23 protein-coding genes are annotated in these 25,163 nt (G+C 69.9%); 13 read left to right on the top strand and 10 right to left on the bottom strand.

Annotation, left to right across the window (positions count from 1 at the left end):
• Positions 1-50: 50 nt before the first annotated feature.
• The 4 genes from NGK70_RS15660 to NGK70_RS15645 form a co-directional block, all read right to left on the bottom strand.
• On the bottom strand, positions 51-998 hold the full coding sequence (locus NGK70_RS15660) for an alpha/beta fold hydrolase (RefSeq protein WP_251969446.1): 948 nt from the start codon (positions 996-998) through the stop codon (positions 51-53).
• Between the two features lie 127 nt (positions 999-1,125).
• Entirely contained in the window at positions 1,126-1,716 is a 591-nt protein-coding gene (locus tag NGK70_RS15655) for a CBS domain-containing protein (RefSeq protein WP_251969445.1), read from the bottom strand.
• A 476-nt stretch (positions 1,717-2,192) separates the two neighbouring features.
• Positions 2,193-4,037 carry an SWIM zinc finger family protein gene (locus tag NGK70_RS15650; protein WP_251969444.1) on the bottom strand — a complete coding sequence of 615 codons (1,845 nt, stop codon included), beginning with the start codon at positions 4,035-4,037 and terminating at the stop codon, positions 2,193-2,195.
• Entirely contained in the window at positions 4,034-4,213 is a 180-nt protein-coding gene (locus NGK70_RS15645) for a hypothetical protein (RefSeq protein ID WP_251969443.1), read from the bottom strand. The genes NGK70_RS15650 and NGK70_RS15645 overlap by 4 nt, the downstream gene beginning before the upstream one ends.
• Positions 4,214-4,293: 80 nt before the next feature.
• On the opposite strand from NGK70_RS15645, the gene NGK70_RS15640 reads away from it, so the two are divergent.
• The 6 genes from NGK70_RS15640 to NGK70_RS15615 are packed head-to-tail and all read left to right on the top strand — an operon-like array spanning position 4,294 to position 11,088.
• The gene (locus NGK70_RS15640; RefSeq protein WP_251969442.1) at positions 4,294-4,506 is read left to right on the top strand and encodes an AbrB/MazE/SpoVT family DNA-binding domain-containing protein; all 213 of its coding nucleotides are present in this window, start codon (positions 4,294-4,296) and stop codon (positions 4,504-4,506) included.
• A gap of 47 nt (positions 4,507-4,553) precedes the next feature.
• Positions 4,554-4,931: a type II toxin-antitoxin system VapC family toxin gene (locus tag NGK70_RS15635; RefSeq protein ID WP_251969441.1), complete on the top strand. Its 378-nt coding sequence runs from the start codon at positions 4,554-4,556 to the stop codon at positions 4,929-4,931.
• Positions 4,932-4,974: 43 nt separating this feature from the next.
• The gene (locus NGK70_RS15630) at positions 4,975-6,420 is read left to right on the top strand and encodes a toll/interleukin-1 receptor domain-containing protein (RefSeq protein ID WP_251969440.1); all 1,446 of its coding nucleotides are present in this window, start codon (positions 4,975-4,977) and stop codon (positions 6,418-6,420) included.
• Positions 6,407-7,414, top strand: a complete 1,008-nt coding sequence (locus NGK70_RS15625) for an AAA family ATPase (RefSeq protein ID WP_251969439.1) — start codon at positions 6,407-6,409, stop codon at positions 7,412-7,414. The genes NGK70_RS15630 and NGK70_RS15625 overlap by 14 nt, the downstream gene beginning before the upstream one ends.
• Positions 7,415-7,423: 9 nt before the next feature.
• Positions 7,424-10,174, top strand: a complete 2,751-nt coding sequence (locus tag NGK70_RS15620) for a formylglycine-generating enzyme family protein (RefSeq protein WP_251969438.1) — start codon at positions 7,424-7,426, stop codon at positions 10,172-10,174.
• Entirely contained in the window at positions 10,171-11,088 is a 918-nt protein-coding gene (locus NGK70_RS15615) for a formylglycine-generating enzyme family protein (RefSeq protein WP_251969437.1), read from the top strand. Before NGK70_RS15620 ends, NGK70_RS15615 begins: the two co-directional genes overlap by 4 nt.
• A 102-nt stretch (positions 11,089-11,190) precedes the next feature.
• On the opposite strand, the gene NGK70_RS15610 is transcribed toward NGK70_RS15615, so the two are convergent.
• The 4 genes from NGK70_RS15610 to NGK70_RS15595 form a co-directional block, all read right to left on the bottom strand.
• The gene (locus NGK70_RS15610; protein WP_251969436.1) at positions 11,191-11,508 is read right to left on the bottom strand and encodes a CcdB family protein; all 318 of its coding nucleotides are present in this window, start codon (positions 11,506-11,508) and stop codon (positions 11,191-11,193) included.
• Between the two features lie 17 nt (positions 11,509-11,525).
• Complete coding sequence (locus NGK70_RS15605; RefSeq protein WP_251969435.1) at positions 11,526-11,786, bottom strand: type II toxin-antitoxin system prevent-host-death family antitoxin; 261 nt, start codon at positions 11,784-11,786, stop codon at positions 11,526-11,528.
• Positions 11,787-11,869: 83 nt separating this feature from the next.
• Entirely contained in the window at positions 11,870-13,606 is a 1,737-nt protein-coding gene (gene recJ, locus NGK70_RS15600) for a single-stranded-DNA-specific exonuclease RecJ (RefSeq protein WP_251969434.1), read from the bottom strand.
• 33 nt (positions 13,607-13,639) lie between these two features.
• The gene (locus NGK70_RS15595; RefSeq protein WP_251969433.1) at positions 13,640-14,557 is read right to left on the bottom strand and encodes a hypothetical protein; all 918 of its coding nucleotides are present in this window, start codon (positions 14,555-14,557) and stop codon (positions 13,640-13,642) included.
• Positions 14,558-14,691: 134 nt separating this feature from the next.
• Between NGK70_RS15595 and NGK70_RS15590 the strand changes: the two genes are divergently transcribed.
• From NGK70_RS15590 to NGK70_RS15580, 3 genes are all read left to right on the top strand, one after another.
• Positions 14,692-15,960: a lipoprotein-releasing ABC transporter permease subunit gene (locus tag NGK70_RS15590; RefSeq protein WP_251969432.1), complete on the top strand. Its 1,269-nt coding sequence runs from the start codon at positions 14,692-14,694 to the stop codon at positions 15,958-15,960.
• A gap of 4 nt (positions 15,961-15,964) precedes the next feature.
• Positions 15,965-16,663, top strand: coding sequence for an ABC transporter ATP-binding protein (locus NGK70_RS15585; protein WP_428985618.1), 699 nt, complete (start codon positions 15,965-15,967; stop codon positions 16,661-16,663).
• A 171-nt stretch (positions 16,664-16,834) separates the two neighbouring features.
• Entirely contained in the window at positions 16,835-18,379 is a 1,545-nt protein-coding gene (locus NGK70_RS15580; protein WP_251969430.1) for a phenylacetate--CoA ligase family protein, read from the top strand.
• Between the two features lie 21 nt (positions 18,380-18,400).
• Here the strand turns inward: NGK70_RS15580 and NGK70_RS15575 are convergent, their stop codons facing one another.
• Positions 18,401-20,716 (bottom strand): TonB-dependent receptor plug domain-containing protein, encoded by a 2,316-nt coding sequence (locus tag NGK70_RS15575; protein ID WP_251969429.1) that lies wholly within the window; start codon positions 20,714-20,716, stop codon positions 18,401-18,403.
• Between the two features lie 41 nt (positions 20,717-20,757).
• On the opposite strand from NGK70_RS15575, the gene coaBC reads away from it, so the two are divergent.
• Entirely contained in the window at positions 20,758-22,074 is a 1,317-nt protein-coding gene (gene coaBC / locus NGK70_RS15570) for a bifunctional phosphopantothenoylcysteine decarboxylase/phosphopantothenate--cysteine ligase CoaBC (protein ID WP_251969428.1), read from the top strand.
• Complete coding sequence (gene dut, locus NGK70_RS15565) at positions 22,071-22,544, top strand: dUTP diphosphatase (protein WP_251969427.1); 474 nt, start codon at positions 22,071-22,073, stop codon at positions 22,542-22,544. Before coaBC ends, dut begins: the two co-directional genes overlap by 4 nt.
• 117 nt (positions 22,545-22,661) lie before the next feature.
• On the opposite strand, the gene NGK70_RS15560 is transcribed toward dut, so the two are convergent.
• On the bottom strand, positions 22,662-23,186 hold the full coding sequence (locus NGK70_RS15560) for an FKBP-type peptidyl-prolyl cis-trans isomerase (RefSeq protein ID WP_251969426.1): 525 nt from the start codon (positions 23,184-23,186) through the stop codon (positions 22,662-22,664).
• Between the two features lie 188 nt (positions 23,187-23,374).
• On the opposite strand from NGK70_RS15560, the gene NGK70_RS15555 reads away from it, so the two are divergent.
• Together NGK70_RS15555 and NGK70_RS15550 are read left to right on the top strand one after the other, a co-directional pair.
• On the top strand, positions 23,375-24,541 hold the full coding sequence (locus tag NGK70_RS15555; RefSeq protein WP_251973799.1) for a JmjC domain-containing protein: 1,167 nt from the start codon (positions 23,375-23,377) through the stop codon (positions 24,539-24,541).
• The gene (locus tag NGK70_RS15550) at positions 24,507-25,052 is read left to right on the top strand and encodes a hypothetical protein (RefSeq protein WP_251969425.1); all 546 of its coding nucleotides are present in this window, start codon (positions 24,507-24,509) and stop codon (positions 25,050-25,052) included. Before NGK70_RS15555 ends, NGK70_RS15550 begins: the two co-directional genes overlap by 35 nt.
• Positions 25,053-25,163: the final 111 nt, after the last annotated feature.

Here is a 25,163-nt window from a genome sequence, read left to right as displayed (position 1 = left end):
CCCGCGATTTTCGCACGGGCCGGCCACCCCGCTGGCGGACCGTGCCGACTTCAGCCCGGCGCCGTGAGGAAGCGGCGCAACCGCTGCGCCAGCGCCGCCGGCTGGTCGTGGTGCAGCATGTGGCCGCAGTCGCTCAGCAGGTGGCGTTCCAGGCTCGGCACCTCGGCCAGGCGCGCCTCGAAGTCCTCGCGCGGGTAGCGGTGGCCCCACCACTTCGTCACGTCCGTCTCGTTGCCCTCGACCCAGAGCACCGGCGCGGTGATCGCGCGCCAGCAGGCCAGCACCTCGTCGACGCGGTAGAGGATCGGGTTGACTCTCTTGTGCGCCGGGTCGCCCAGGATCTCCCACTGCCCGGGCGCCGTCTCCTGCGACCAGTGCGGCGCCAGCCAGGCGGCACGGTCGGCGCGCAGCCGCGGGTTGTTCTGCATCAGCCGCCCGGCCACTGCCGCCACGCTCGGGTAGCTGCGCAGCTGGCTCGGCTCGGCCAGCTCGTCCAGCCACTGCGCGTAGCGCCTGGGCGCCTGCTCGGGCGTGTTGCGCGGCATGCCGAAGCCCTCCAGGTTCACCAGCTGTCGGATGCGCGCCGGCCGCGCCCCGGCGTAGAGCATCACCACATTGCCACCCATGCTGTGGCCGACCAGGTCGATCGGCGTGGCAGCGTCGAGGCCCAACTCCGGTGCACGCAACAGCGCATCCAGGTCGGCCAGGTAATCCGGGAACCAGTAGCTGTCCACCGGCGCCCCGCTGCTCAGGCCGAAGCCGCGCCAGTCGGGCGCGATCACATAGCGGGCCTCGCCTTCCAGCGCCGCCAACTCGTCCACGAGAAACTGGTAGGAAGCGCCTACGTCCATCCAGCCGTGCACCATCACCAGCGCCGGCCGCTCGGGCGTCACCAGCGACGGGTCGCCCCAGACATGGACGTGGTAGCGCTGGTGGCGCACTGGCAGGAACAGGCTGCGCGCTGTGCGCCGCGGGAGGTAGGGGGACGGATTCGACATGCCGCCACTGTAGGGGCGCCGCGCGCCCTGGCGTGTCGGCGCGGTGACAGCGCGCCCCGGGACATTCCCGCATCGGCCGATGCCGCATCGGGGTGTTCCTGGGCGGCTCAGTGCGCCTCAGGTTGCCTCAGGCCGCAGCTGCCAGCGAGGCGCTGATCTCGGCGAAGTTCCCCGCGGTCTCCAGCATCGCGATGGGCTGGCCGAGCTGCCGCTCAATCTGCGACAGCGAGATCACCCCGCGCACCCGCGGGCCCTGGTGGGGGCTGCCCTTCTGGATCACCAGCAGGTGGCGCCGGCCCACCTGCTTCAGCGTGGCGATGACCTTGGCCACGTCGGCGTGCGCCAGTTCCTCCAGGTCGATGGCATCCAGCGTCGCCAGCGGAGACATCACGTCCGCCACCACCAGCTCCTCGTAGCGCACCCCGCGCCGCGCGATCTGCTGCATCGGCCGCTCGCCTTCCAAGTCGGTCGAGGTGATGAGCCCGTCCATGCAGGAGATCTGGCTGACCACGAAGAGCAGACGCACCCCCTGGTGGATCATGGTCTGCCGCGCCTCGGTCAGCGGCGTGTCCGGCGCGATCGTGGCCGCCCGCACATGCGTCAGGTCGGTCATCACGGCCCGCGCGGGCGACTCCAGCGTCACCGGCACGCCGGCAAACGGCTGCGCCTGCGCAATGCAGGTGCCCTCAGGGAAGCGGAAGGTGGTCAGGGTGTTCATGGGACGGATGCCTTTCTGCAGGGGACAGAGGAACATGAACCGGCTCCGCAGCACGTCAGAGGCTGGGAGCCCGGACTCACACTAGTCCTGCCGTGGGGCGGCTGCCAGCGTGTTTTCCCATGCCCCGGGGCGGGCGGCGCTCCGACTCGGCCGCCTGCCCTCCGGGCATCACGGTGGAAAGGCAAAAGTCGTCGTCGGTTGTCGAGCAATGTGGCACCGCGGCAGGTTTCAGTGTTTCCAGCAGGCAGTCGCTGCCTTCGATCTGAAGCACCGGTGCCAGCCGCTGCAGCTCCGGAACGGCGGCAAGCGGGTCCAACCGCTGAGGGCGACGACGACACGGCTGTCGAGTTCGTCGATCGGCGCTCGGGCTGACTGGACGTGGACGGCCCGTCGCTCTCCCAGACGCGGATCAAGTGCTCGCCAGCGCCGCAGCGGTCTGCAACGTCAAGGGCGACGGGATTCACTGGGCATCCGCGTCAACCCGCCGGCAACCCGGCGATGAAGTTGCGCTTGGCCTTGAACTCGGCGCGCAGGTCGGCCAGCCAGCGCCCACGTGGCTCGGGTGGCATCAGGGCGATCGCTTCGCGCACCAGCGCGAGCGCCTCGGCGTAGGGGCTCTTGGCGTTGCGCATCTCGTCGCGCAGCACCCGCTGCAGCAGCGTCACGGCGTCGGCCGGGCGGTCGGCGCGCAGGTGCCGGGCAAGGGTGTGCAGCAGGGGGCCCCGGCACAGGGCGGGTGGCTGGACGGCTGCCCAGGCCTCGTCCCGGCACGCCTCGCTGAGGAGGATCTCGACACGCAGGCTCACGTTGGGGGCGGAGGGCGGCGGTGATTCGAGGGCCGCGTAGGGGCTGAACCCGAGCGGCTTCATGCGTGCGTGGCGGCGCCGGGCGATGTCCAGATCCTCATGCTCCCGGTGGACGAGGCTGGCGTGCAGTTCCGCGCGCAGGGCCGGGAGGTCCGCCTTCGCGGCCGTGGCGGCCTTGAGCACGGCCTGGTAGTCCGGCAGGCCTGGGCTGCGGTCGAAGCGGCTGCGCGTCAGCACCAGGGCCTCGGCAAACTGCCCAGTGTGCTCCAGGGCGCGGAGCTTCTCGCTCTCGATCTGCCGGTCGCGCGGGTGTGCGAGCAAGGAGCTTTCTGCCTGCCGCAGGGCAACCTCTGGCTGGCCGTGGTCGATCAGGTAGGCGATCAATTCGGCATGCTCGGCCGACACGGTCAGGTCGCTGCGCAGCACCACCAGGGCTTCGTGCAGGTCGCCGTCGCGCTCCAGTTGGCGCAGGTAGTGGCGCTTGGTGATCCAGCGGCGGGCGTCGAAGTCACGAGGCGGCCGGCCCTCCGTACCCGGGGGCACCAGCGTCTGCCAGCGTTGGGCCAGGCGCTCGCGCAGTCGGGCCTGGGCAGCGGGGCCCAAAGCGCACTCGGCCTGTTCGGTGTCGAAACTGCCGAACGGGTCCTCTTCGAGCAGTGCCAGATAGCTGTCGCCGAACGTGGCCGGCAGCGGCCCCGCCGCTTCCAGCGTGGCCACGAAGGCGGCACCCAGTTCAGCGCACAGGCCGCTGATGTCGCCGTCGGAGTCGTCGGCGCGCTGCAGCACGCTCCAGCCTTGGCGCAGCGCGTCCATGCAGAGTTCGACGGCGCCTTCGGGGTCGGCCTTGCGGGCCTGCGCGATGAAGGGCAGGGCGCCACTCGCCCGGCGTACGTACTCGGCCGTTTCACCCCAGCCCAGGAACTCGGCATCGGGCTCCAACGTATCGGTGATGACCTCCCACAGCGTGTCCAGGTCGGCGGGCGCTTCCTGCAGCTTCTTCCAGCGGTGCAGCTCGCGCGCCCACTCGGCATCGCGCCCGGCCAGTTCGAGCAGCTTGTCGGCCAGGGTGCTGGCGTCCTGCGCGTGCAGGACGCCGGCCAGCGACAGCGGTCGTTTGCGTCCTGTCCCGGGCCGGTTCGCCTGTGTCGCCGCCGCCGCTGCCGACGGTGGTGCGGCCAGCCGCTGGCGCCAGAGCAGCGCCAGGGCGGTCTGGTGCTTGCAGAACCAGCCTTCTTCGGCGTGCGGGCAGGAGCAGCTGCCGGCGATCTGATCGTCCTCGATCCAGATTTCTGTCTGGTACAGCTCGCTGCCACGCACGAAGGCACGCAGCGCCGGTTCGGGCAACGGGTCTTCCTCGGAGACCTCGATCGACGAGGTGTTCGCGTAGTCAAGCGCGCGGTCGTAGATGCTGCGGCTGCCGGCGGTACACAGGGCGCTGTCGCTCAACACGCCGCGCCACTCCTCCGGCCAGCCGGGTGGCAGATCCGTGCCGGGTGCGGCGGGCTGGCGCTTCATTCGGCTGCCTCGACCGCCTCACCCCTGCCATTCACCCCCGCCAGCACCCCTGCCATCTCCATCTGCACGCGCTGCCACCCCTCGGCGGGCGGGCGCTGGCCCAGGTTGAACCAGATGGCATCGCGCACCGAGGGGAACAGGTCGCGGAAGAGGTTGTCATCGGGTTTTGAGGTCAAGCCCATCGTTGCTCCCTGCACATGACCAGCCTATCATCGTTCAACAAATGTTCGATCGATCATCTGGCTCCGGCAACATCATGGACACACCCACGCTGACCTTGTCTCCGAAGTTCCAGGTCGTCATCCCCAAGCACATCCGCGAGGCGATGGGGCTGCAGGCGGGCATGCCGCTGCAGGTGCTGCAGTACGGTGACCGCATCGAAATCGTTCCCGTGCGACCCATGCGCGCCGCACGCGGGCTGTGCCGGGGCATGGACACCGCATTTGCGCGCGACGAGGCTGACCGCTGATCGACGCGTGTCGACTCTAGGTGTTGGGTGCCGGGGAGGGCGATGCGATGTTGAACGTGGTGGACACCTCTGGCTGGCTGGAATACCTGGCCGACACCCCGCAGGCCGAACACTTCGCCACGGCGATCGAGGATACCGAGCACCTGCTGGTGCCGGCCATCGTGATGTACGAGGTGTTCAAGAAGGTGATGATCGGCGCCGGGGAGGACCGTGCGATCCAGGCGATCGGCTTCTTGCGTCAGGGCCGTGTGCTGGTGGTGGACGAACCGGTGTCGATGCTGGCCGCCAGACTGAGCGTGCAGCACAAGTTGCCGATGGCCGACGCGCTGATCTACGCCACTGCCCAACTCCACGGAGCCACGGTGCTGACCCAGGATGCGCATTTCCAGGGGCTGCCGGGGGTGAGGTACGTGGTGAAGGGCTGATATCTGAAAAAATCCGACAGCATGCATCGGAGGGAGTGCTCGAATGCCGGCGGCGCGAGGAGAGACCAACGGAACTGAGGCCAGAGTCCGCAGCGAAACGGCGCTACAGCGTGCGCTGAAGGCCGCTGCGAGCGAGGCGTGGCTTGACCCGGTGGTCCGTGCCCATGCCTTCTTTGCGCACTGGGCGCAACTGGCGGGGACCGACCCTGTGACCCCTGAAGCGATTTGCTCGTTCTGCATTTCTGATGCAGTACCCAACCCTGCCTTGTTGGACATCGCTGACGTGGTTGGCCAGCTGGACTGGCCAACGCCCCGGACTCTGAACACCGTCCATCGAAGGGTGGTCGAGGTCGTCGAGTTGATGACCCTGGTCCTGTGCGAACGGCGTATTGACGCGGCGGGCCTTGATCCTGCGAGCCAGGAGGAGTCCGGACTGCTGGTGGTGCCGATGGCCGATCGGCTGGCGGCTGCGCTGGTGGCTGCTGCGTGGCTCCAGTGCCGAGTGAAGATGTCCGTCGACGCCAAGGGGCGTCCGCTCGTGTTGAACCTGTTGACCGATCTGCCGCCCCTCGAATTCGGCTGGCGGGACGTGAAGCAGGCCCATTCGGCTGAATTGCTGGCGTACCTGAACCACACGCGTGGTGGCGGGGCTGAGTATTCGCAAGCCAGGCGGCAGGAGCTGGAAACCGTCAGGCGCAGGGGGCTGCAGGACGAGGCGGACATCTCGGACATGCTGGCCGCCGCGCGTCGTCGAAGGGATTTCACCGACCCGGTGTTTGGGCTCACGCAGAAGGAACACCCGGAAGTGGAGGCCGGCACGAGGGTCTGGCTGCGCGACCAGTATGGGCTGGAGTCGTTCACGTGGTCGAGGCCGGACGAGGGCGGCCTTGACGAGAAGTTCAGGAAGCTGCAGGGGAATCTGCTGCAGCACATCGAAGACATCATTCAACGCGTCTACGCGGGGGCATCGACGGTGGCCAAGTCGACGAAGGTGGGCCAAGACGGACCTGCAGGCGTCAAGGTCTTCTTGAGCTACTCGCACCAAGACAAGGCCGATTGGCACGACCTCGTGAAGGGGCACCTGCGTGCTTTGGAGTTCGATGGCCGCTTTGAAGTCTGGTCGGACCAGGAGATCGGAACGGGCGATGATTGGCGGGAAAAGATCGACACCGCCTTGAAGTCGTGCAGTGTCGGCGTCATGCTGATATCGATGGACTTCCTGAATTCGGTCTTCATCAACAACGTCGAACTGCCCGACCTGATCCGCCGTCGGGTCCATGCGGGCTTTCGCGTCTATCCCGTTCTTCACAGGACATGCGCCTGGAAAGCGCACCCCGAGTTGCAGCGGTTGCAGATTCGCATGAAGGATGGCGAGAAATCACTGGCGGCTTGCACCAGGGCTGAAGTCGAGGCAGAACTGACGGCGCTTGTGGAAGAGATTCAGGCTGATTTCGGTGGGATCGGAAAGAACCAAAATGGCAAGATTTGAAGTACTCCAAGCGGGGCAGGTGGTTTGTCTTGCACAGACCGACCACCTCGACGCCACCTGGCACCAATGGTCCCAGCCCGAAATCGACGCCCTGACGCTGGCGATGGCGGCACGACGCCCGCTGCTGGTCCGCGGCGAGCCAGGCACTGGCAAGACGCAGCTGGCTCGGGCTGCAGCGCATCACCTCGGCTGGCAGTTGGAGTCGACCACCATTCATTCGCGCTACGAGCCGCTGGATCTTCTCTACCGCTTCGACGCAGTGAGGCGATTGGCTGATGCCCAGTGGCGTGACGCCGATGCAGACTGGCTGCAGAAACGGGAGGCCGATTATTGGGAGCCCGGCCCGCTCTGGCGGGCTTTTGGTTGGAGTTCTGCGGTGAACTATGGGAGCTGCCGCGATTCGGTGAATCCATCGGCGCCCGCCGGCCACGTGCTGCTGATCGATGAAATCGACAAGGCCGAGTCCGATCTGCCCAACGCGCTGTTGGAGGTGCTGGGCCAGCGCAGCTTCCGCATTCCCGGGTTGAACCTTGCCATTGGCGGCCCTGGGCAGGCGCTCCCACTGGTCATCATCACCACCAACGAGGAGCGCGAACTGCCGCCGGCCTTTCTGCGTCGCTGCATCGTGCTGAATCTCGATGCGGGCCGGGGCGTGTACACGGATTGGCTGCTCTCGCGTGGAAGGGCGCACTTTGGTCAGATTCCCGGGGCGCGCGACACTGCCGAGATGAGCGATGAGGTGCTGATCGAAGCCGCCTCCCAGCTCGCCCAGGACCGCCAGGCCGCCAAGGAGGCCGGGCTGCCGCCGCCCGGAGTGGCCGAGTATCTCGACCTGCTCTATGCCCTGCATGGTCTGGCGGAGGGTGATTCAAAGGCACAGCTCGACTGGCTGAAGAAGCTCAAGGCCTACGCCTTCCGCAAACACGGCCATATCGAAGGGCATCCGGAGTTGTCTCAGCAAGGTGAAGCCGCACCGGGTGGTGCCATTGCTTGACGGTTGATCGTGAACGGACGCCTGTCTCTCACCGGCCGCGCTGACCTCTTGCGGGCGCTGCATCAGGCCGTCGGGGCTGATGCTGAGCGGCGAATTGCGGCAGTCCTCGAATTCGTCCGCAACGATCCACCTCCACCGGTTTTCGCCGTTCTGCACGCTACGGAGTCCGGTGAGGACACGGCACACATCGTCAGCGCCGTTGAACCGAAGGCCACACCACCGGTGCTGCAAACCAGCTTCTTTGCCCTGACCGGCTATCGAAGGCTGCCGGAACCGATGCCTGAAGAAGCCGAGGCGGCAAAGGCCGTCGCCGAAGCCATTGAGCCCCTGTCAGACAAGGACTGCGAGCCCTCCGGCCTGCCGCTGCCCTTCCAGCCCCTAGTACGGCGTGAACGCCTGTGGCCCCGGCTGCGCCAGTCGCTGCAGCAGCGCTGGACAGCCGGCGTCGATCTGCCCCGGCTGGTCGCCCACCTGTCGCGCGGCGAGCTGCCGCGGCGCCTGCCGGCCCGGCGCCACAGCGGCCTGACCGCGCAGGTTTTCGTGCTCTGGGACGCGGCCGACCGCCTCACGCCCTATGCCGAGGACTACCGGCGCCTGATCGCTGAGCTGCATCACCTGCACGGCGCCGCCGGCCTGCGGCTGTGGCAGGTGCACGATGGGCCGGACGAAGTCTGGGGCGAGTGGGCGCCCGAGCGCGTCGCTTGGCCGGAGCGTTGGCCCGGCAGCCCGTGGCGCAAAGACAACACAGAGCGCCCAGGCGACGCCGCCGACCTGCCCGACATCCCCTCTGGCAGCCGCGTGCTGCTGCTTTCCGACCTGGGCGGGCTGGCGCGCCATGCCGCTCCCGCACGCCGCTGGATGCGTGCGCTCCAGCGCTGGCGAGCCGATGGCGTTGCCACCACTGCCTGGGTGCCCCAGGGGCCTGGTTGGGTGGCACCTGCCCTGGCAGCGCATGCTGACGAAGTGCATTGCCTGACGCCCAACCCGTCCCGAGTGCGTGCCGCCGGTCGCCCTGGGGCAAGCAGTCTGGAGACGCACATCGAGCGCCACCAGCAGCGGCAGAACGACCTTTGCGACGAACTGCTGGTCCGCGCCAGCATCTGTATCCACCTGGAACCCGCGCTGCTGCGCAGCCTGCGTCACACGTTGCCGGCCCTCGCGGCCGAGCCGGGTCTGGAGGCGCTCGCCTGGAGCCGCCAGCCAGTCGTGCGCAGCAGCCGGGTGAGCCGAGCGCTGTCGGCTGAACATGCGCCCGAGTACCGACGCCGTTTCGGCGAACTCGGTGAGCAGGCACAGCGAGTCGTGCTCGGCCGCCTCTTGGCTGCCCATCGCTGCCACGGTCGGTCCACGGAAACAACCGAAGTACTGATCTGGCAGGCGCATGCCAGAAAGGCGGCCGCGGATGCAGAAGCCGCAACGGTTGAGAGCGCCCGCAAGTGGACGCTGGCTTGGTCAGAACGCGTCAAGCAGGATGCATCGCGTGGGGCGGTCAGCGACGCAGCGCGCGGCTACGCCACGGACCTGCTGGCCCGCACCGGCTCGGACGCGGCATTCATGGCTGATCAGTCGCGCTGGATCAGTCAAGTCTGGGCCTTGAGCGACCGCATCACCGTTCCTCAGGGGTTGAGCGCCGAGCATGTGCATGCTGCCCTGCGGCAAACGCGCAATCGGAACTCCATCGACATCGTCAACTGGACACTGGAAATGCAGGACCGTGCGGTGCGTCTGGCCTCGACCTCCCCAGTCAAGCAGGATCGCTCGTTCTCTTTCCTGTCCGATAGCTGCTGGATCGAAGGTTCGTGCCTCGGGCAGAGGGTGGTACTGCGCGAGCCGGTTCTAAGCCCCGTTGCCTTGGTGCGTTCTGGGGATCCAGGTCAGCGTCTGGTTTTCAGCGCCCAGGGACAGGAACTGACCTTTACCGAACTGGTCCGTCCCGCCTGGGCCAGCGACTGGGGCCTCGACCGCTACGGCCTCTTCGCCACCCTGGAAGTCGCCGGTGTCTCTCAACGCATGCGGTGGATCCCGCCCGGGCGGTTCCTTATGGGCTCCCCCGGAGATGAACCTGGGCGTTACACCCTCGACGGCCCGCAGCACGAAGTAACGCTGACCCGAGGCTTCTGGCTGGCCGACACCTGCTGCACCCAGGCGTTGTGGCTGGCGGTGATGGGCGGCGAGAACCCCAGCCAGTTCACGGGCGACCCGAGCCTGCCTGTGGACAGCGTGAGCTGGGACGACGCGCTGAGCTTCCTGACTCGCCTGGAGCGGAAGCTGCCTGTGGTCGTTGAGACTGCGCTGCCCACCGAAGCGCAGTGGGAATACGCCTGCCGGGCCGGCACAGCCACGCGCTACTGCTTTGGCAATGACATCTCGCCGGAGCAGGCAAACTTTGGCAGCAATGTGGGCAGGACCATTGTGGTCAAGTCCCTGCCGGCCAACCCCTGGGGTCTGTACGAAATGCACGGCAACGTGGATGAATGGTGCGCCGATGCACGAAGGATCTACGGCGTCGAGCCGGTGTCAGATCCGAACGGAGGTCAAGAAGATGGCAACCGCGTGCTGCGCGGCGGCGCGTGGTTCAGCGAACCCCGGAGGGCCCGTTCCGGCTACCGCGCTCGCTCTTTTCACAATTCCCGGGTCGACACCCGTGGGTTTCGTTTTGCCCTGAAGTGCATCGAGGCCGGCGCCGAAGGCGGAATGGACTTTGCGTGGGCGGAGGTGTCAAAGCCGACAAAATCTCGGCGGAAGGCGAAGCGTAAATGAAGCCGTATGAAGATCCCTTCGCCGGCCGCGTCTTCCCCGACCCCTTTCCCCCGCTCTGCGCCAGCGCTTGGGGCGACGACCGCTACGGGCTGTGGTGTGAGATCGAGGTCGGCGGTGTGGTGCAGCGGCTGCGCTGGATCGAGCCGGGTGAGTTCAGGATGGGGGTGGCCGCGGCGGAGCGCCAGCGTTTTGGCGAGCAGGGCGAGGACTGGTGGAAGAAGCGCATTGAGGGCGAGGCGCCTTGCCACCGGGTCAAGCTGACACGCGGCTTTTGGCTGGCCGATACGGCCTGCACTCAGGCGCTGTGGCAGGCGGTAGTGGGCGACACGCCCGGCCACATTGCCGGTGACTTGGATCTGCCGGTGGAGCAGGTGAGCTGGGATGACATCAGCGAGAAGTTGCTGCCCGCGTTGAGCCGCCAGATCCCCGGTGCCGAAGCGCTGCTGCCCACTGAAGCGCAGTGGGAATACGCCTGTCGGGCGGGTACGGCGACGGCGTATCACTTCGGCGAGGCCATCGGCACCGACCAAGTGAACTACCACGGCAATCACCCGCCTCCCGGCGCCCGCAAGGGCGAGTACCGGGGACGCACGGTGCCGGTAAATGCGCTGCCGGCCAATGGCTGGGGCCTGTACCAGATGCATGGCAACGTGTCAGAGTGGTGCGCCGATGCCCGGCGGACCTACGAGGTGGATCCAGTGGAAGACCCCGACGGCGGTCAAGGCGGTGTCTCCCGCGTGCTGCGCGGCGGCTCCTGGGGCATGGGGGCCTGGCACGCCCGCTCCGCGTCCCGCATCCATTCCCGCCGCGACCTCCGCAGCGCAGGCATTGGCTTCCGCTTCGCCCTGAGGTCCATCGAGCCCAGCGCCGGAGGCGGAATGGGGGTGTTGGACGAGGCGGGCGGAGCCCGCTGAGGGGCTGTTGGGCCCCAGGCGGAGCCTGGGGCCGGGGCCGGCCCGGAGGGCCGGCGGATTTTCAGGCAGCGCCGGAGGTGTGGATGGGGTTGTGGCGAGGCCCTACAACCCAGCGCAGACCGCATCCAGCGCGTCGCGCAGTTCCGCGCCCCGGTGCGCCAGCGACGCCACGGGCTGCTTCAGCAAACGGGCATCCAGTGGCGCGGCCAGCCAGGCTTGGGCGACCACGGTGACTCCGTCGATCTGGAACGTGGGTGCCAGGCGGCTGGGGCGTGGATGGGGCGAGCCGCTATCGCGAGCCAGCGGGATGACGAGTCGAGTGCGCAGCTCGCCCAGCAGACGGCTTTGCACGTCCACCACGTAGGGCACGGTGGCCTGGGAGCTTGCGCTCGGGTTGGGGTAGACGTCGTATTGCGCCATGAGGGCCGCCGGGCCGGTTACCAGACCCGCAGGTCGTCGTTCCACAGGCCGTGGGCGTCGAACTGGGCGTTCTGTTCGGCCAGCCAGCCTGCATAGCGCTGGTTGAAGTCGGCCTGGCGCTGCTCGGCATCGCGCTCTGCCGTCAGGCGCTGGTAGTCGGCCCAGGACAGCAGCACGGTATCGGGCCGGCCAGCCTTTTCGACGATGACAGGCTCTTCCTTGGCCTGCAGGCACAGGGCGCCGAAGCGGTTCTTGGCGTCGGTGGCGGTCACGTTCATGATCTGCTCCTGATTCCCGGTGGTTGCAAGATTGGCCATTTTAGCCATTTCCTCTGCGGGGTCGCGCGGCGCATCCGCAGGCGTCAGCCCACCCCCTCCACCACCATCTGCACCCGCTGCCTTCCCTGGTACTCATCCAGGCTGATCCGGTACGCGAGCCGCACCTTGGCGGGCAGTGGCTGGCTCTGGCCGAACCAGATGGCGTCGCGCAGTTGGCCGGCGTGGCGCACGCTGAGCTTGAGGTGCTTCTCGCCGACCAGGCGCTGGTTGACGATCTCGACCTCGTCGGTGAAGACCGGGGCCTCGAAGGCCTGGCCCCAGACCTGGGCGTCGAGCAGGGCGATGGTGGCGGGCTGGAAGTACTCGGCCGCCAGCGGGCCGTCGGTGGCGATCTGGCGCTGCAGCGCGGCGGGGTCCAGCCACTCGCGGGCGACCTGCTGGAAAGCGGCGTCGAAGGTGTCGAAGTCCTCCTCCGCCATCGTGCAGCCGGCGGCCATGGCGTGGCCGCCGAACTTTTTCAGCACCTCGGGGTGGCGCTTGGCGACGAGGTCCAGCGCGTCGCGCAGGTGAAAGCCCGGGATGGAGCGGCCGGAGCCCTTGAGCAGGCCGTCCGCACCGATGGCGAAGACGAAGGTGGGGCGGTGCAGGCGGTCCTTGACGCGGCCGGCGACGATGCCGACCACGCCTTCGTGGAAGTCGGGGTCGAAGAGCACCACGGCGGGCGGCGGCGTGCCGGCCTCGCCGGCCACCGTGGGCATGAGCAGGTCGAGCAGGGCCTCGGCCTGTTCGCGCATGCCGGCTTCCACCTCGCGGCGCTCGCGGTTGATGGCGTCGAGCTGGCGGGCGAGTTCGGCGGCGCGGCCGGCGTCGTCGGTCAGCAGGCACTCGATGCCGAGTGTCATGTCGGCCAGCCGGCCGGCGGCGTTCAGGCGTGGGCCCAGGGCAAAGCCGAAGTCGAAGGCGCTGGCGCGCTGGGCGCTGCGGCCGGCGGCGGCGAAGAGCGCAGCCACGCCGGCCTGCATGCGCCCGGCGCGGATGCGCTTCAAGCCCTGGGCGACGAGGCGGCGGTTGTTGGCGTCGAGCCGGACCACGTCGGCCACGGTGCCCAGCGCCACGAGGTCGAGCAAGGCGTCCAGCTTGGGCTGGTTGCTGGCGTCGAAGGCGCCGCGCGCGCGCAGCTCGGCGCGCAGGGCGAGCAGCACGTAGAACATCACGCCCACGCCGGCGAGCGACTTGCTCTCGAAGCCGCAGCCGGGCTGGCTGGGGTTGACGATGACGTCCGCGGCCGGGAGCGTGGGCACGCCGTCCGGCCCCGCGGCGGGCAGGTGGTGGTCGGTGACCAGCACTTTCAGGCCCAGCGCACGGGCGTGGGCAACGCCGGCGTGGCTGGCGATGCCGTTGTCCACGGTGACCAGCAGGGCCGGGCGGTGCGCCATGGCCAGGTCGACGATCGCTGGCGTCAGGCCGTAGCCGTGGATGGCGCGGTCGGGCACCACGTAGTGCAAGGTGCCGGGCCGGGCCCCGAGCATCGCCAGGCCGCGCAGCGCGACGGCGCAGGCGGTGGCGCCGTCGCAGTCGTAGTCGGCCACGACGACGATCGGGCGGCCGCTGTCCAGGGTATCGGCCAGCAGCCTGGCGGCGGCGTCCGCGCCCTTGAGTTCGGCGGGCGGGATCAGCTTGGCCAGGCCGTCGTCCAGCTCCTGGGCGCTGCGGATGCCGCGGGCGGCGAATAGGCGGGCGAGCAGCGGGTGCACGCCGGCCTGCTCCAGCGCCCAAGCGGCGCGAGGGGGAACGTCGCGCACGGCAATCGTCGGGTTCATTCTTGTTCGGGGAGACGGAAGGTCAGGAGGCGATCAGAGTTCGGTCAGCACAGGCAGGGCGTCGCGGCGTTTGGGGCCGAACCAGCGCGCGAGCAGGCCGCGCGGCTGGGTCTGCCAGGTGTGGGCGTGGCGCTCGCCGCACAGGGTGAGCTGAACGGCGCTGCCGCGCGCGGTGGCGGCCAGCAGCTGAGCGATCGGGCCGGCATCGAGCTCGCTCCAGGCCGCCACCCAGGCGGCCCAGTCGCCGGCCAGCAGGGGGGCGCGCAGGCGGTCGTCGATGCGCGTGTCGCCGGGAAGCGCACCGGGCTGCGGCGCACCGCTGCCGCTGAGCCAGAAGGAGTTGACCGGCAGCTCGCGGCGCTCCTCGCGCGCCTCGTTGACGGGGTGCTCGTGCCAGAGCATCTGCGCCTCGACCTGCAGGCGGCGCATCGGGCGGGCGGCCAGGTCGTTGGAGATCCAGAGGTCCAGGTTGCGGCCGATGGCGCGGTCCAGCGAGGCGGTCTCCAGCCCGGCCAGGCTGGCGTGGCGCACGTACCAGCGCAGCGGTGCGCCCCAGTGGGCCATCCAGCCTTCGGCCTCGAAGGAGGGGCGCACGACGTCGAAGAGGGCGCGCGACTCGGCCTCGCCCAGGTTCAGCGCGGCAGGGTCGAGCAGGGCGATCTGGTCGCTGCCGACGTGCCAGTGCACCGGGGTGACCAGGGCCCAGGCGTCGGCGGGGGAGGTATCAGGGGCGTGTACCGGCAGGCCGTCGGCAGCGGCCCAGTGCGCGGCCAGGGGCCAGCGCCCGTCCTCGCCCTGCCAGCCGAGCAGGCGGGCGAGCGCGCGCTCGTGCGGTGGGGTGCGGCTGTACTCGTCGGCCTCGTCGCGGCCGGTGAGCGCCAGGCGGGCGAGCAGGGCTTCGAGGTGGGGTAGGCGCAGCACCTTCAGGGCGGCCTCGGCGGCGGGGCTCATCGCGCTGGCGTGCGGCAGCACGAGGTGCGTGGGCGGCGCGCCGGCAGTGGCGGGGGAGGCAGAGGGTGCGTGGGACGCGGAGGGGGCTGGGGCAGACACAGGCGGATTATCCGGCTCGGGTAGCATGCCCGCCCATGAACTGGCCTTACGAGATGCCGTATGAAGTGCGCCTGGGCTGGCGCTACACCCGCGCGGGCCGTGCGGGCCGGCGCAACGGCTTCATCTCCTTCATTTCCGGTGTGTCGATGATCGGCATCTCGCTCGGCGTGGCGGCGCTGATCATCGTGCTGAGTGTGATGAACGGCTTCCAGAAGGAGGTGCGCGACCGCATGCTGAGCGTGATCGCGCACATCGAACTGTTCGACGCCGGCGGCGCAGCGCTGGAGGACTGGCGCGCGCTGGCCGCCAAGGCGGCGCAGCATCCGCAGGTGCGGGCGGCAGCGCCCTTCGTCAGCTCGCAGGCGCTGATTGCCCGGGGCGAGGACATGCGCGGCGCGATCGTGCGCGGCATCGACCCGGCCGAGGAGGCGAACGTCACGCCGCTGGCGGCGCAGCTCAAGGACGGCGTGCTGGCCCGGCTGACCCCGGGCAGCTGGGGCGTGGTGCTGGGCTCGCAGCTGGCGCGCAGCCTGGGGGTGCAGGAGGGTGACACGATCACGCTGGTGACGCCCAGCGGCCAGACCACCCCGGCCGGCGTGGTGCCGCGCCTGAAGCAGGTGACGGTGGTGGGCACCTTCAACGCCGGCCACTATGAATACGACAGCGGCATGGCGCTGATGCACATCGACGACGCGGCGCGGCTGTTCCGCACCGGTGGGCCGATCGGCGTGCAACTGCGGCTGGCCGACCAGCAGGCCGCGCGCGAGGTATCCGCGCAGCTGGGCGTGACGCTCGGCCCCGGCGTGCTGGTGCGCGACTGGACGCGCACCAACGCGGCCTGGTACGACGCGGTGCAGATCGAGAAGCGCATGATGTTCATCATCCTGACGCTGATCGTCGCGGTGGCGGCGTTCAACTTGGTGTCCACGCTGGTGATGACGGTGACGGACAAGCAGGCCGACATCGCCATCCTGCGCACCCTTGGGGCCAGCCCGCGCTCGATCATGGGCATCTTCATGGTGCAGGGCGCGGCATCGGGGGTGCTGGGCACCGTCGGCGGGCTGGGGCTGGGGCTGCTGGTGGCCTTCAACATCGATGTGATCATCCCGGCGCTGGAGCGGCTGTTGCACACCAGTTTCCTGCCCGGCAGCATCTACCTGATCACCCAGATGCCCAGCGACCCGCAGGCGGCGGACATCGTGCCGATCGGGCTGATCTCGCTGGTGCTGGCCTTTGTGGCCACGCTGTACCCGAGCTGGCGTGCCAGCCGCGTCAACCCGGCGGAGGCGCTGCGCTATGAGTGACTTCATGGGCGAGGTGGTGATCAGCGCCCAGGGCCTGACGCGGCGTTTCCACGAGGGCCGCGGGCCCACAGCGCTGGATGTGACGGTGCTGCACGGCGTGGACCTGGCCATCCACCGCGGCGAGACGGTGGCCATCGTCGGCGCCTCCGGGTCGGGCAAGAGCACGCTGCTGCACCTGCTGGGCGGGCTGGATGCGCCCACCACGGGCCGGGTGACGCTGGCCGGGCGCGACCTGGCCGGCATGGGCGCGGCCGAACAGGGGCGCTGGCGCAACCGGTACCTGGGCTTCGTCTACCAGTTCCACCACCTGCTGCCGGAGTTCAGCGCGCTGGACAACGTGGCGATGCCGCTGCTGATGCGCCGCCTGCCGATCGCCGAGGCGCGCGCAGGGGCGCAGCGCCAGCTGGAGCGTGTCGGCCTGGCGTCGCGGGTGCAGCACCGCCCCGGCGAGCTCTCCGGCGGCGAGCGCCAGCGCGTGGCGATCGCCCGCGCGCTGGTCAGCGAACCGGCCTGCGTGCTGGCCGACGAGCCCACCGGCAACCTCGATCGCACCACCGCCACCGGCGTGTTCCACCAGATGCTGGAGCTGGCGCGCGAGCGCGGCACCGCCTTCGTGCTGGTCACGCACGACCAGGAGCTGGCGGCGCGCTGCGACCGCACGCTGCAGCTGGTGCAGGGGCGCATCGTGCCCTCTGTGGCCTGAACCCACCGGGCGGTTCGTACCAGGCTGGCCGCGCCGGCCGGTCCTTGGCCGGGGGCTCAGATTGATGCGGCTCAAGCTGTGGCCGGTGCATGTGTAAAAGCCTCTGGCGTGGGTGCGGGGGCTGCGAGATAGTGTCCCGAACACGACAGCACACTGTGCATTGGAGACAACATGGCCCACGACCATGACCCGCCGCGGGGACCTGCCGCGGTTCCCCGCCCCGTAACGGACAGCGCCTGGGGCTGGCTGGACAGCTGGATGGGCGCCTGGTCCACGGTGCTCGGCACGCCCCTGCCGGCGCAGGGGGGGCGGCCGGGCTCGGCGGACCCGGACCGCCCCGGCAGCCTGGCCCTGAGCGACGGCTTCGCCGCGTCGATGGCGCAGCGCCGTGCGGCCGAGTTGCTGCGCCATGCGCAGCGCCTCTCACCCTTCTATCGGCAGCATCACGCCGAGTGCCTGGACCCGTCCACGCCCTGGACGGCGCTGCCGACGGTGGACAAGCGCCTGATGATGGCCAACTTCGATGCCTGGCACACCGACCCGGCGGTGACGCTGGAGCGCGCGCGCGCCTTCGCGGCCCAGCCAGCCAACCAGGGCCAGGAGCTGGATGGCCGTTACGCGGTGTGGAGCAGCTCGGGCACCAGTGGCGAGCCGGCCATCTACCTGCACGACCGGGCCGCCCTGGACGTGTATGCCCGCCTGCTCGAAGCCCGCATGGACCGGCGCCTGGCCGTCAGCCGCTGGTGGGCCCAGGCGGCCAGCGGCAGCCTCGGCCCCTGGGGGCTGCGCCCGCGTAGCGTGCTGATCTCGGCGCTGGACGGGCCCTACGCCAGCATCTCCTTCTGGCGCCGCCAGTGCCGCACGCACCCCTGGATGGGGGACTCGGCCCGGGCGATGTCGGTCACCTGGCCGGCCGAGCGGCTGATCGCCGAGCTGCAGGCTTGGCAGCCGGCCTTCGTGGCCAGTTACCCCAGCCTGCTGATCGAGCTGGCGCGCTGGCAGCGCGAGGGCCGGCTGGCGGTCGCGCCGCTGGCGCTGTGGTCGGGTGGCGAGCGGCTGGCGCTGTCGACGCGGCAGTGGATCGAGGCGAGCTTCGGTGCGCCGGTGGTGAACGACTACGGCGCCTCGGAGTGCCTGAGCATCGCCTTCGAGTGCCAACATGGCCGGTTGCACCTGAACGACGACTGGGTGATCCTGGAGCCGATCGATCGCCAGGGTGCGCCGGTGCCGCCCGGCACGGCCTCGCACTCGGTGCTGCTGACCAACCTGGCCAACCGCATCCAGCCGCTGATCCGCTACGACCTGGGCGACAGCGTGACCTTCTTCGCCGATGCCTGCCCCTGCGGCAACCACCGGCCCTCGTTCACCGTCGAGGGCCGCCACGACGACACGCTGCACCTGAGCGACGGCGACGGCCGGGTGGTGCACCTGGCGCCGATGGCGCTGACCACCGCGGTCGAGGATGGTGCTGACGTGCACCGCTTCCAGTTGCGCCAGACCGAGCCGGACGCCATCGAACTGCGGTTGGACCTGTCGCGCTGCGCCGCGCCGACCTTCACCTGCGATGCCGCGGTGCACGCGCTGCGCGACTACCTGCGTGGCCAGGGCCTGCCGCAGGCGCGGGTCTGGGTGAGCGACGCCGCACCGCTGCCGGACGCCGGTTCTGGCAAGCTGCGCCAGGTGGTCTGCCTGCTGCCGCAGTCGGTGGCGGCCTGATCCGTCAGGGCGGCGGGGGCTTCAGAGTTTCAGTTCAAGTTCGACGCGCCAGCTGGTCGTGCTGCGCTGCGAGGTCACGGCGCTGGTGCGGGTGCTGCCGCTGGCGTCGCTGCTGACCACGAGGCTGCCGCTGTCGAAGTTGCGTGACACCAGGTTGGCGCCGGACAGGCGCAGCTTCATCGCCGGGTTGAAGGTCCACAGCGCGTAGGCGTCGAGCACGCGCTTGGCGTCCTGGCTGGACCACTGGTCGATGGTGGCGCCATTGGCAATAGTGGCGCTGCTGGTCTGCACCGTGTAGCCGGGCGTGAGGTTGAGCCCCGCGCCGAGCGTCAGCGGCCAGCCGCGCACGCGCCAGTCGGCACCCAGGTTGGCGGTCCAGTCCGGCTGCTGGTCGATGCGGTTGTCCGGGCCGGGAATGCCCTCCACGCGCGAGCGGAACAGCGCCAGGTTGTGGCGCAGGTCCACCGCGGGGGCGTCCTGCATCAGGTCCTTGAGGGCGTACTTCGCCTCCAGTTCGATGCCCTGGGTGCTGGCGTCGCCGACGTTGCGCGGCTGGGACACCCAGCGCGGTGCCGTCGCCCAGTCCACTGTCTGCAGCGTGGAGACATTGCGGATCAGCCCCGAGATGCGGCGGTGAAAGACGTTGGCGCTGATCAGCCCGCCGTCGGCGAGGTAGTGTTCGAAGGCCAGGTCGATGCCGGTGGCCAGCTCCGGCTTCAGGGCCGGGTTGCCGATGCGGTCCGGGCTGGTGGCCTCGTTGGTCTGGTCGGTGGGCGTGCTGCGCGAGATGCTGCGTCGCGCCACGAGGTTTTGCAGGCTGGGCGCGCGGTAGCTGCGCGTGAGGCTGGCGCGCAGCTGGTCGCGCCCGCCCTCCGAAGGCCGCCACACAGCATGCAGCAGCGGGCTGGTGACGCTGCTGCGGTTGCGCACCGCACCGCCGTCCCATTCGCTGCGGGTGGTGATGCTCTCCCAGCGCAGGCCGCCGTGCAGGGCCCAGTGGGCGTCCAGGTCCCATTCGTCCTGCAGCCAGAGCGCGCCGCGGAAGGTGCGGACCTGCAGGTTGTCGTCCAGGTTGTCGCTGGCGGTGCTGCCTTCGCCGTCGCTGCGCTGGTCGCGCTGGCCGACGTCGGTCTCCAGCCCGGCGGCCAGCGCATGCCCGCCGGCCAGCGTCTGGGTCAGCTTGCCGCCCAGCGTCCACCAGCGGTCGTCCGCCGTGGTCAGGGTGCGGCTGGCCAGCGACGAGGCGGCGGTGTTGCCGTCCAGCCGTTGCGTGTCGCCCGCCCAGCGGGACTGGCTCATCCCGGCGCGCAGGTCCGAGCGTAGCCCGCCGCTCCAGCGACTCTGCCAGTTGCCATTGAGCCGGGCGAGGTGGAAGGTGGCCTCGGTGTCGCTGCGGCTGTAGGGCAGGGCGCTCAGGGTCGTGCCGGGGGCGGCGACCCGTTCACTGACGCCGTGGGTGTCGGCCGAGCTGAAGGTCACGAAGGGCTGCAGCGCCAGCAGCTCGCCCGGGCCCAGGCGCCACTGCAGCCGCCCGCCCAGGCTGCTGTGCAGGCGCTCCTCGCGGCTGCGGTTGTCGTCGGTCTGATCGACCTGCAGCGTGGCGTCCTCGCTGCCGGCGGGGGTGAACCCGCGCTGGGTGCGGGTGTGCCGGGTCGTCTCGCGCACGCCGGTCGAGAGGTTGGCGTTGAGGGTGTAGCCGAAGGACTCGATCTGCTCGGCCCGGCTCCAGGAGACCGAAGGCTGCCAGCCCTGGTCCTCCTGGCCGACCGCCACCTTCAGGTTGTTGAGGCGCTTCTTCACATCCTCGCGCAGGATGATGTTGATCGTGCCGGCAACGGCGCGTGCGCCGGTTTCCGCGGTGGGGGCGCGCAGCACCTCGATGCGCTCGATCAGGTCGGGCGAGAGCTGGTCGAAGGAGAAGCCCGCTGGCGCGCGCTCGCCATTGATGAGGATCTGCGTGTAGCCGCTGCCCATGCCGCGCATGCGGACCTCGCCACCGCGCCCGGGCCGCCCGCCCAGCGTCACGCCGGGCAGGCGCTTGAGGATCTCGGTGATGTTCGAGTCGCCCTGGCGCTCGATCTCCTCGCGCCCGATGACGATCTTGGCCGCGGTGGAGCGGCGCCGCTCCTCGGTGTCGCTGGCGCGCTCGCCGGTGATTTCGACGCGCTCCAACGCGGCGGCCGAGGCGGCGGTGCTCGCCGCGGCGGGCCGGACATTCTGTGCCTGCGCGGCACAGGCCGCGAGCAGATCGATGGCGAGGGCGACCAGGCGGACGCGGTCAGGATGGCGGTGGTCAGTGCGGAGGCGGTCAGTGCGGAGGTGGCGGGGCGGCATCATCGTGGCCGGATTGTCGGGGGCGGCGGATAGACTCGCGGCCCATGAGCGAAACAACCAACGCATCGGGCGCTGCGTCGAGCGCCGCGTCGTGTAGCGGATCACGCACGGAACGCCTCGACCTGGCCGGGCGCCGCATCGTGTTGGGGCTGTCCGGCGGCATTGCCTGCTTCAAGAGCGCCGAACTGCTGCGCCTGCTGACCAAGGCGGGGGCGGATGTGCAGGTGGTGATGACGGCCGGGGCACAGCGCTTCATCACCGTCGACACGATGCAGGCTCTGTCCGGCCACCCGGTGGCCACCGACATCTGGGATGCGCGCGAGCCCAACGGCATGCCGCACATCAACCTCACGCGTGGCGCCGATGCGGTGCTGGTGGCGCCGGCCAGTGCGGACTTCATCGCCCGCCTCGCACAGGGCCGGGCCGAGGATCTGCTGAGCCTGGTCTGCGTGGCGCGCCCCTGGGGTGTGGGTGACCAACCTGTTCCCCTGGTGCTGGCCCCGGCGATGAACCGCGAGATGTGGGCCCACCCGGCCACACAGCGCAACCTGGTGCAGGTGGCGGCCGATGGCGCCCTGGTGCTGGGCGTGGACAGCGGCGTGCAGGCCTGCGGCGAGTTTGGCGATGGCCGCATGCTGGAGCCCGAGGCCATCGTCGAGGACCTGATCGCCGCGCTGGCCGCCAAGCCGCTGGCGGGGCGGCGCCTGCTGATCACGGCCGGGCCGACCTTCGAGGCGATCGACCCGGTGCGCGGCATCACCAACCTGTCCAGCGGCAAGATGGGCTTCGCGATTGCGCGTGCCGCCCGCGAGGCCGGTGCCGAGGTCACGCTGGTGGCCGGCCCGGTTCACCTGGACACGCCGCGCGGCGTGCGGCGCATCGATGTGCGCTCGGCCCGGCAGATGCACGACGCGGTGCTGCCCCAGGCCGCGGCGCACGACGTTTTCGTCGCCACCGCGGCGGTGGCGGACTGGCGGCCGGCCAGCCTGTCGGCGCAGAAGATCAAGAAGGACGGCAAGAAGATCGCGCCGATCTTCGAGCTCAGCGAGAACCCGGACATCCTGGCCGCCGTGGCGGCGCTGCCGGGTGGCCCCTACTGCGTGGGCTTTGCCGCCGAGAGCGAGAAGCTGGAGCAGCACGCGCGCGAGAAGCTGCGGCGCAAGAAGCTGCCGCTGATCGTCGGCAACCTCGGCCCGGCCACCTTCGGGCGCGACGACAACGCGCTGTTGCTGGTCGATGCGCAGACGACCCAGGCGCTGCCGGCCGACGGCAGCGCGGTGGACAAGCTGACCCTGGCGCGTGAGCTGGTGGCCGAGATCGCCCGGCGGGTGGCGCAATGGCAGCGCGGAGCGGCAGCGTGAGCAGCGCCGCAAGTCGTTCGCCGGTCACTGTCGACCTGAAGATCCTCGATCCGCGCCTGGCGGACCAGCTGCCGACCTACGCGACCCCCGGCTCGGCCGGGCTGGACCTGCGTGCCTGCCTGGATGCGCCGTTGGTGCTGGCGCCCGGCCAGACCGTGCTGCTGCCCACCGGCCTGTCGCTGCACCTGGGGGACCCGGGCCTGGCGGCGATGATCCTGCCGCGCTCCGGGCTGGGCCACCGTCACGGCATCGTGCTGGGCAACCTGGTCGGCCTGATCGACAGCGACTACCAGGGCCCGTTGATGGTGAGCTGCTGGAACCGCGGCAGCGAGCCCTTCACCGTGCAGCCGCTGGAGCGCATCGCCCAGTTGGTGATCGTGCCGGTGGTGCAGGCGGCCTTCAGGGTGGTGGGCGACTTCGCGCAGAGCGCGCGTGGCGAAGGCGGCTTCGGCTCGACCGGGCGCGCGTAGCGCCCAGGCGCAGACGACGATGGCGTCCTCAGGCAGTCACCGCGGATCCGGCTTCGCCGGTCCGTTGGTGACGCCCCCTTGAGGGGGAGCGGCGTCAGCCGCAACGGGGGTAGGACCTCAGTGCAGGGTGGCGTCTTCCGGGACGCCCAGGCCGAGCACGGTCAGGCCGGAGTCGCCCACCGTGCGCGCATCGACCTCTTCGTCGGTGGCCTCGCGCACGCCTTTCACTTCCAGCTGCAGCACCAGCGCGAGGCCGGCGAGCGGGTGGTTGCCGTCGAGCACGACGTGGCTGTCGTAGACCTCGGTGACGGTGTAGATCACGTCGGCGGGCATGTCAGGTGTGCGGCTGCCTTCAGGCGGGCCTTCGAACTGCATGCCGGGGCCGACCTCGTCGGGGAAGATGGCGCGCTCCTCGAAGAACACCAACTCGGCGTGGTACTCGCCAAAGGCGTTCTCAGGTTCCAGGTGCAGGGTGGCGCTGTAGCCACTCTGGTGGCCGAGCAGGCACTCCTCCACCTTGGCAAGCAGGTCGTCACCGCCCAGGAAGAACTCGAGCGGTTCGCTCAGCTCGTCGATCAGCTGGCCTTGGGCATCTTCAAGTCGCCAGACCAGGCTGACGACGCAGGGTGCGTGGATGATCATGATGATATGAATCATCGCATGCGCGCGGGCCTGCCCGGCACAATCCGCGGATGGCAAACAGGACATCTTCCCCCACCCAGCCCCGGCGTGCCGCCACTCGAACCGCCCTGCCGCTGCCGGCCGATGTGGCCGTTCCCGCGCTCGATCAACCCACTGAATTGCTCGGCGGCCTGAGCCCGGCCGAGTTCATGCAGCGCTGGTGGCATCGCCGGCCGCTGCTGGTGCGCCAGGCTTGGCCGGGCGTGCAGCCGCCGGTGGACCGCCGTGCGCTGTTCGAGCTGGCGGCGAGCGACGAAGTGGAATCCCGCCTCGTGGTGCGCAGCGGCGAGGGTGTGGCCAGCGAGGCGAGCTGGCGCCTGGCGCGCGGGCCGCTGCCGCGCAAGTCTCTGCCGGCGCTCAAGCAGGGCGGCTGGACGGTGTTGGTGCAGGGCCTGAACCTGCACGTGCCGGCCGCGGCCGAGATGCTCAACCGCTTCCGCTTCGTGCCGCAGGCGCGGCTGGACGACCTGATGATCTCGTGGGCGGCAGAGGGCGGCGGCGTCGGCCCGCACTTCGATTCCTACGACGTCTTCCTGATCCAGGTGGCCGGCAAGCGCCGCTGGCGCATCGGACGCAATCCGGATGCACGGCTGATGCCCGACATGCCGGTGAAGATCATCGAGAACTTCGAGTTCGAGGAAGAGTGGGTGCTCGAGCCCGGCGACATGCTCTACCTGCCGCCGGGCTGGGCGCACGACGGCGATGCGGTGGACGGTGAGTGCATGACCTGCTCGGCGGGCTTTCGATCGCCGCACCGCACGGAGCTGGTGCGCGAGAGTCTGCTGCGCCTGGCCGACGCGGTGGAAGATCCGCGCGACGAAGGGCCGCGCCCGGTGGTCTACCGCGATCCGAAGCAGGCCGCCACGCCAACCCCGGGGCGCATCCCGGGCGAGCTGCAGGCCTTTGCGGCCGAGGGGCTGCTGAAGGCACTGTCCGAGCCGGGGGCACTGGACCGCGCGCTGGGCGAGTACCTGTCCGAGCCGAAGTCGCTGGTGCACTTCGAGATCGGCGAGCCGCTGCCCGAGGGCTGTGGCGTGGCCCTGGATGCGCGTTCGTGCATGCTCTACGACGACCGCCACGTCTTCCTCAATGGCGAGTCCTGGCGCGCCGCCGGCAAGGACGCGGCGATGTTGCGGCGCCTGGCCGATGCACGCTGCCTGAGCGCCGCCGAAGTGGCCAAGGCAAGTGCCGCGCTGCGTGAGCAACTCGACCTGTGGGTCGAGGACGGCTGGCTGCAGCCCGTGATGCAATCCGCTATGCAGCCCGTTGTGCAGGCCGATCATGAGCCCGGAAAGCGACGCGGTCGGCGCACCTGAAGCAGGCGACGCGCCTGCCCTGGGGCCGGCGCCGTCCGAGCGCGTCGATGGACGCGCCGCTCTGCGCTCGGCACTCCTCGCCTGGATGGGCGAGGCAGCGCAGCGTGGCGCGCGCGAGCTGTGGTGGTGTGATGCCGACCTGTCGCAGTGGCCGGTGGGCGAGCGGGCCTGGATCGAGCAGCTGGACCGCTGGGCGGGCCCGGGCCGCCGCCTGATCGTTCTGGTTGCCGATGATGCGCCGCTGCAACGCCAGCATCCGCGCTGGACAGCCTGGCGGCGCACCTGGTCGCATCTGGTGGATCTGCGGGTGCTGGCCGCCGATGGGGCCAGCCTGGCCCCTTTCGGGTGGGCGCTGTGCCCCGGCCACTGCGGGGTGGAGCTGCTCGACGCGTCGCTCGGCCGGGCTCGGTGGGTGCGCGAACCGGCCGCGCTGCAGCGTGGGTTGCAGCATCTGCGCGGGCTGGCGGAGCGCTCCCGGCCTGGTATTCCGGTGAACCTACTCGGACTCTAGGCGCGCATTCGGGTAACTATGTATAATCGAAGGCTGGTTGTGGAAATGCTCGAGCGTTCCATTTCCTTCGAGGGGCTGTTCGGCGTGTCGGCGATGACTTCGGCGGCGGTT

The organism is Sphaerotilus microaerophilus, from assembly GCF_023734135.1.
Lineage (GTDB): Bacteria > Pseudomonadota > Gammaproteobacteria > Burkholderiales > Burkholderiaceae_C > Sphaerotilus > Sphaerotilus microaerophilus.
This window is presented reverse-complemented; position numbering and strand designations above follow the sequence as displayed.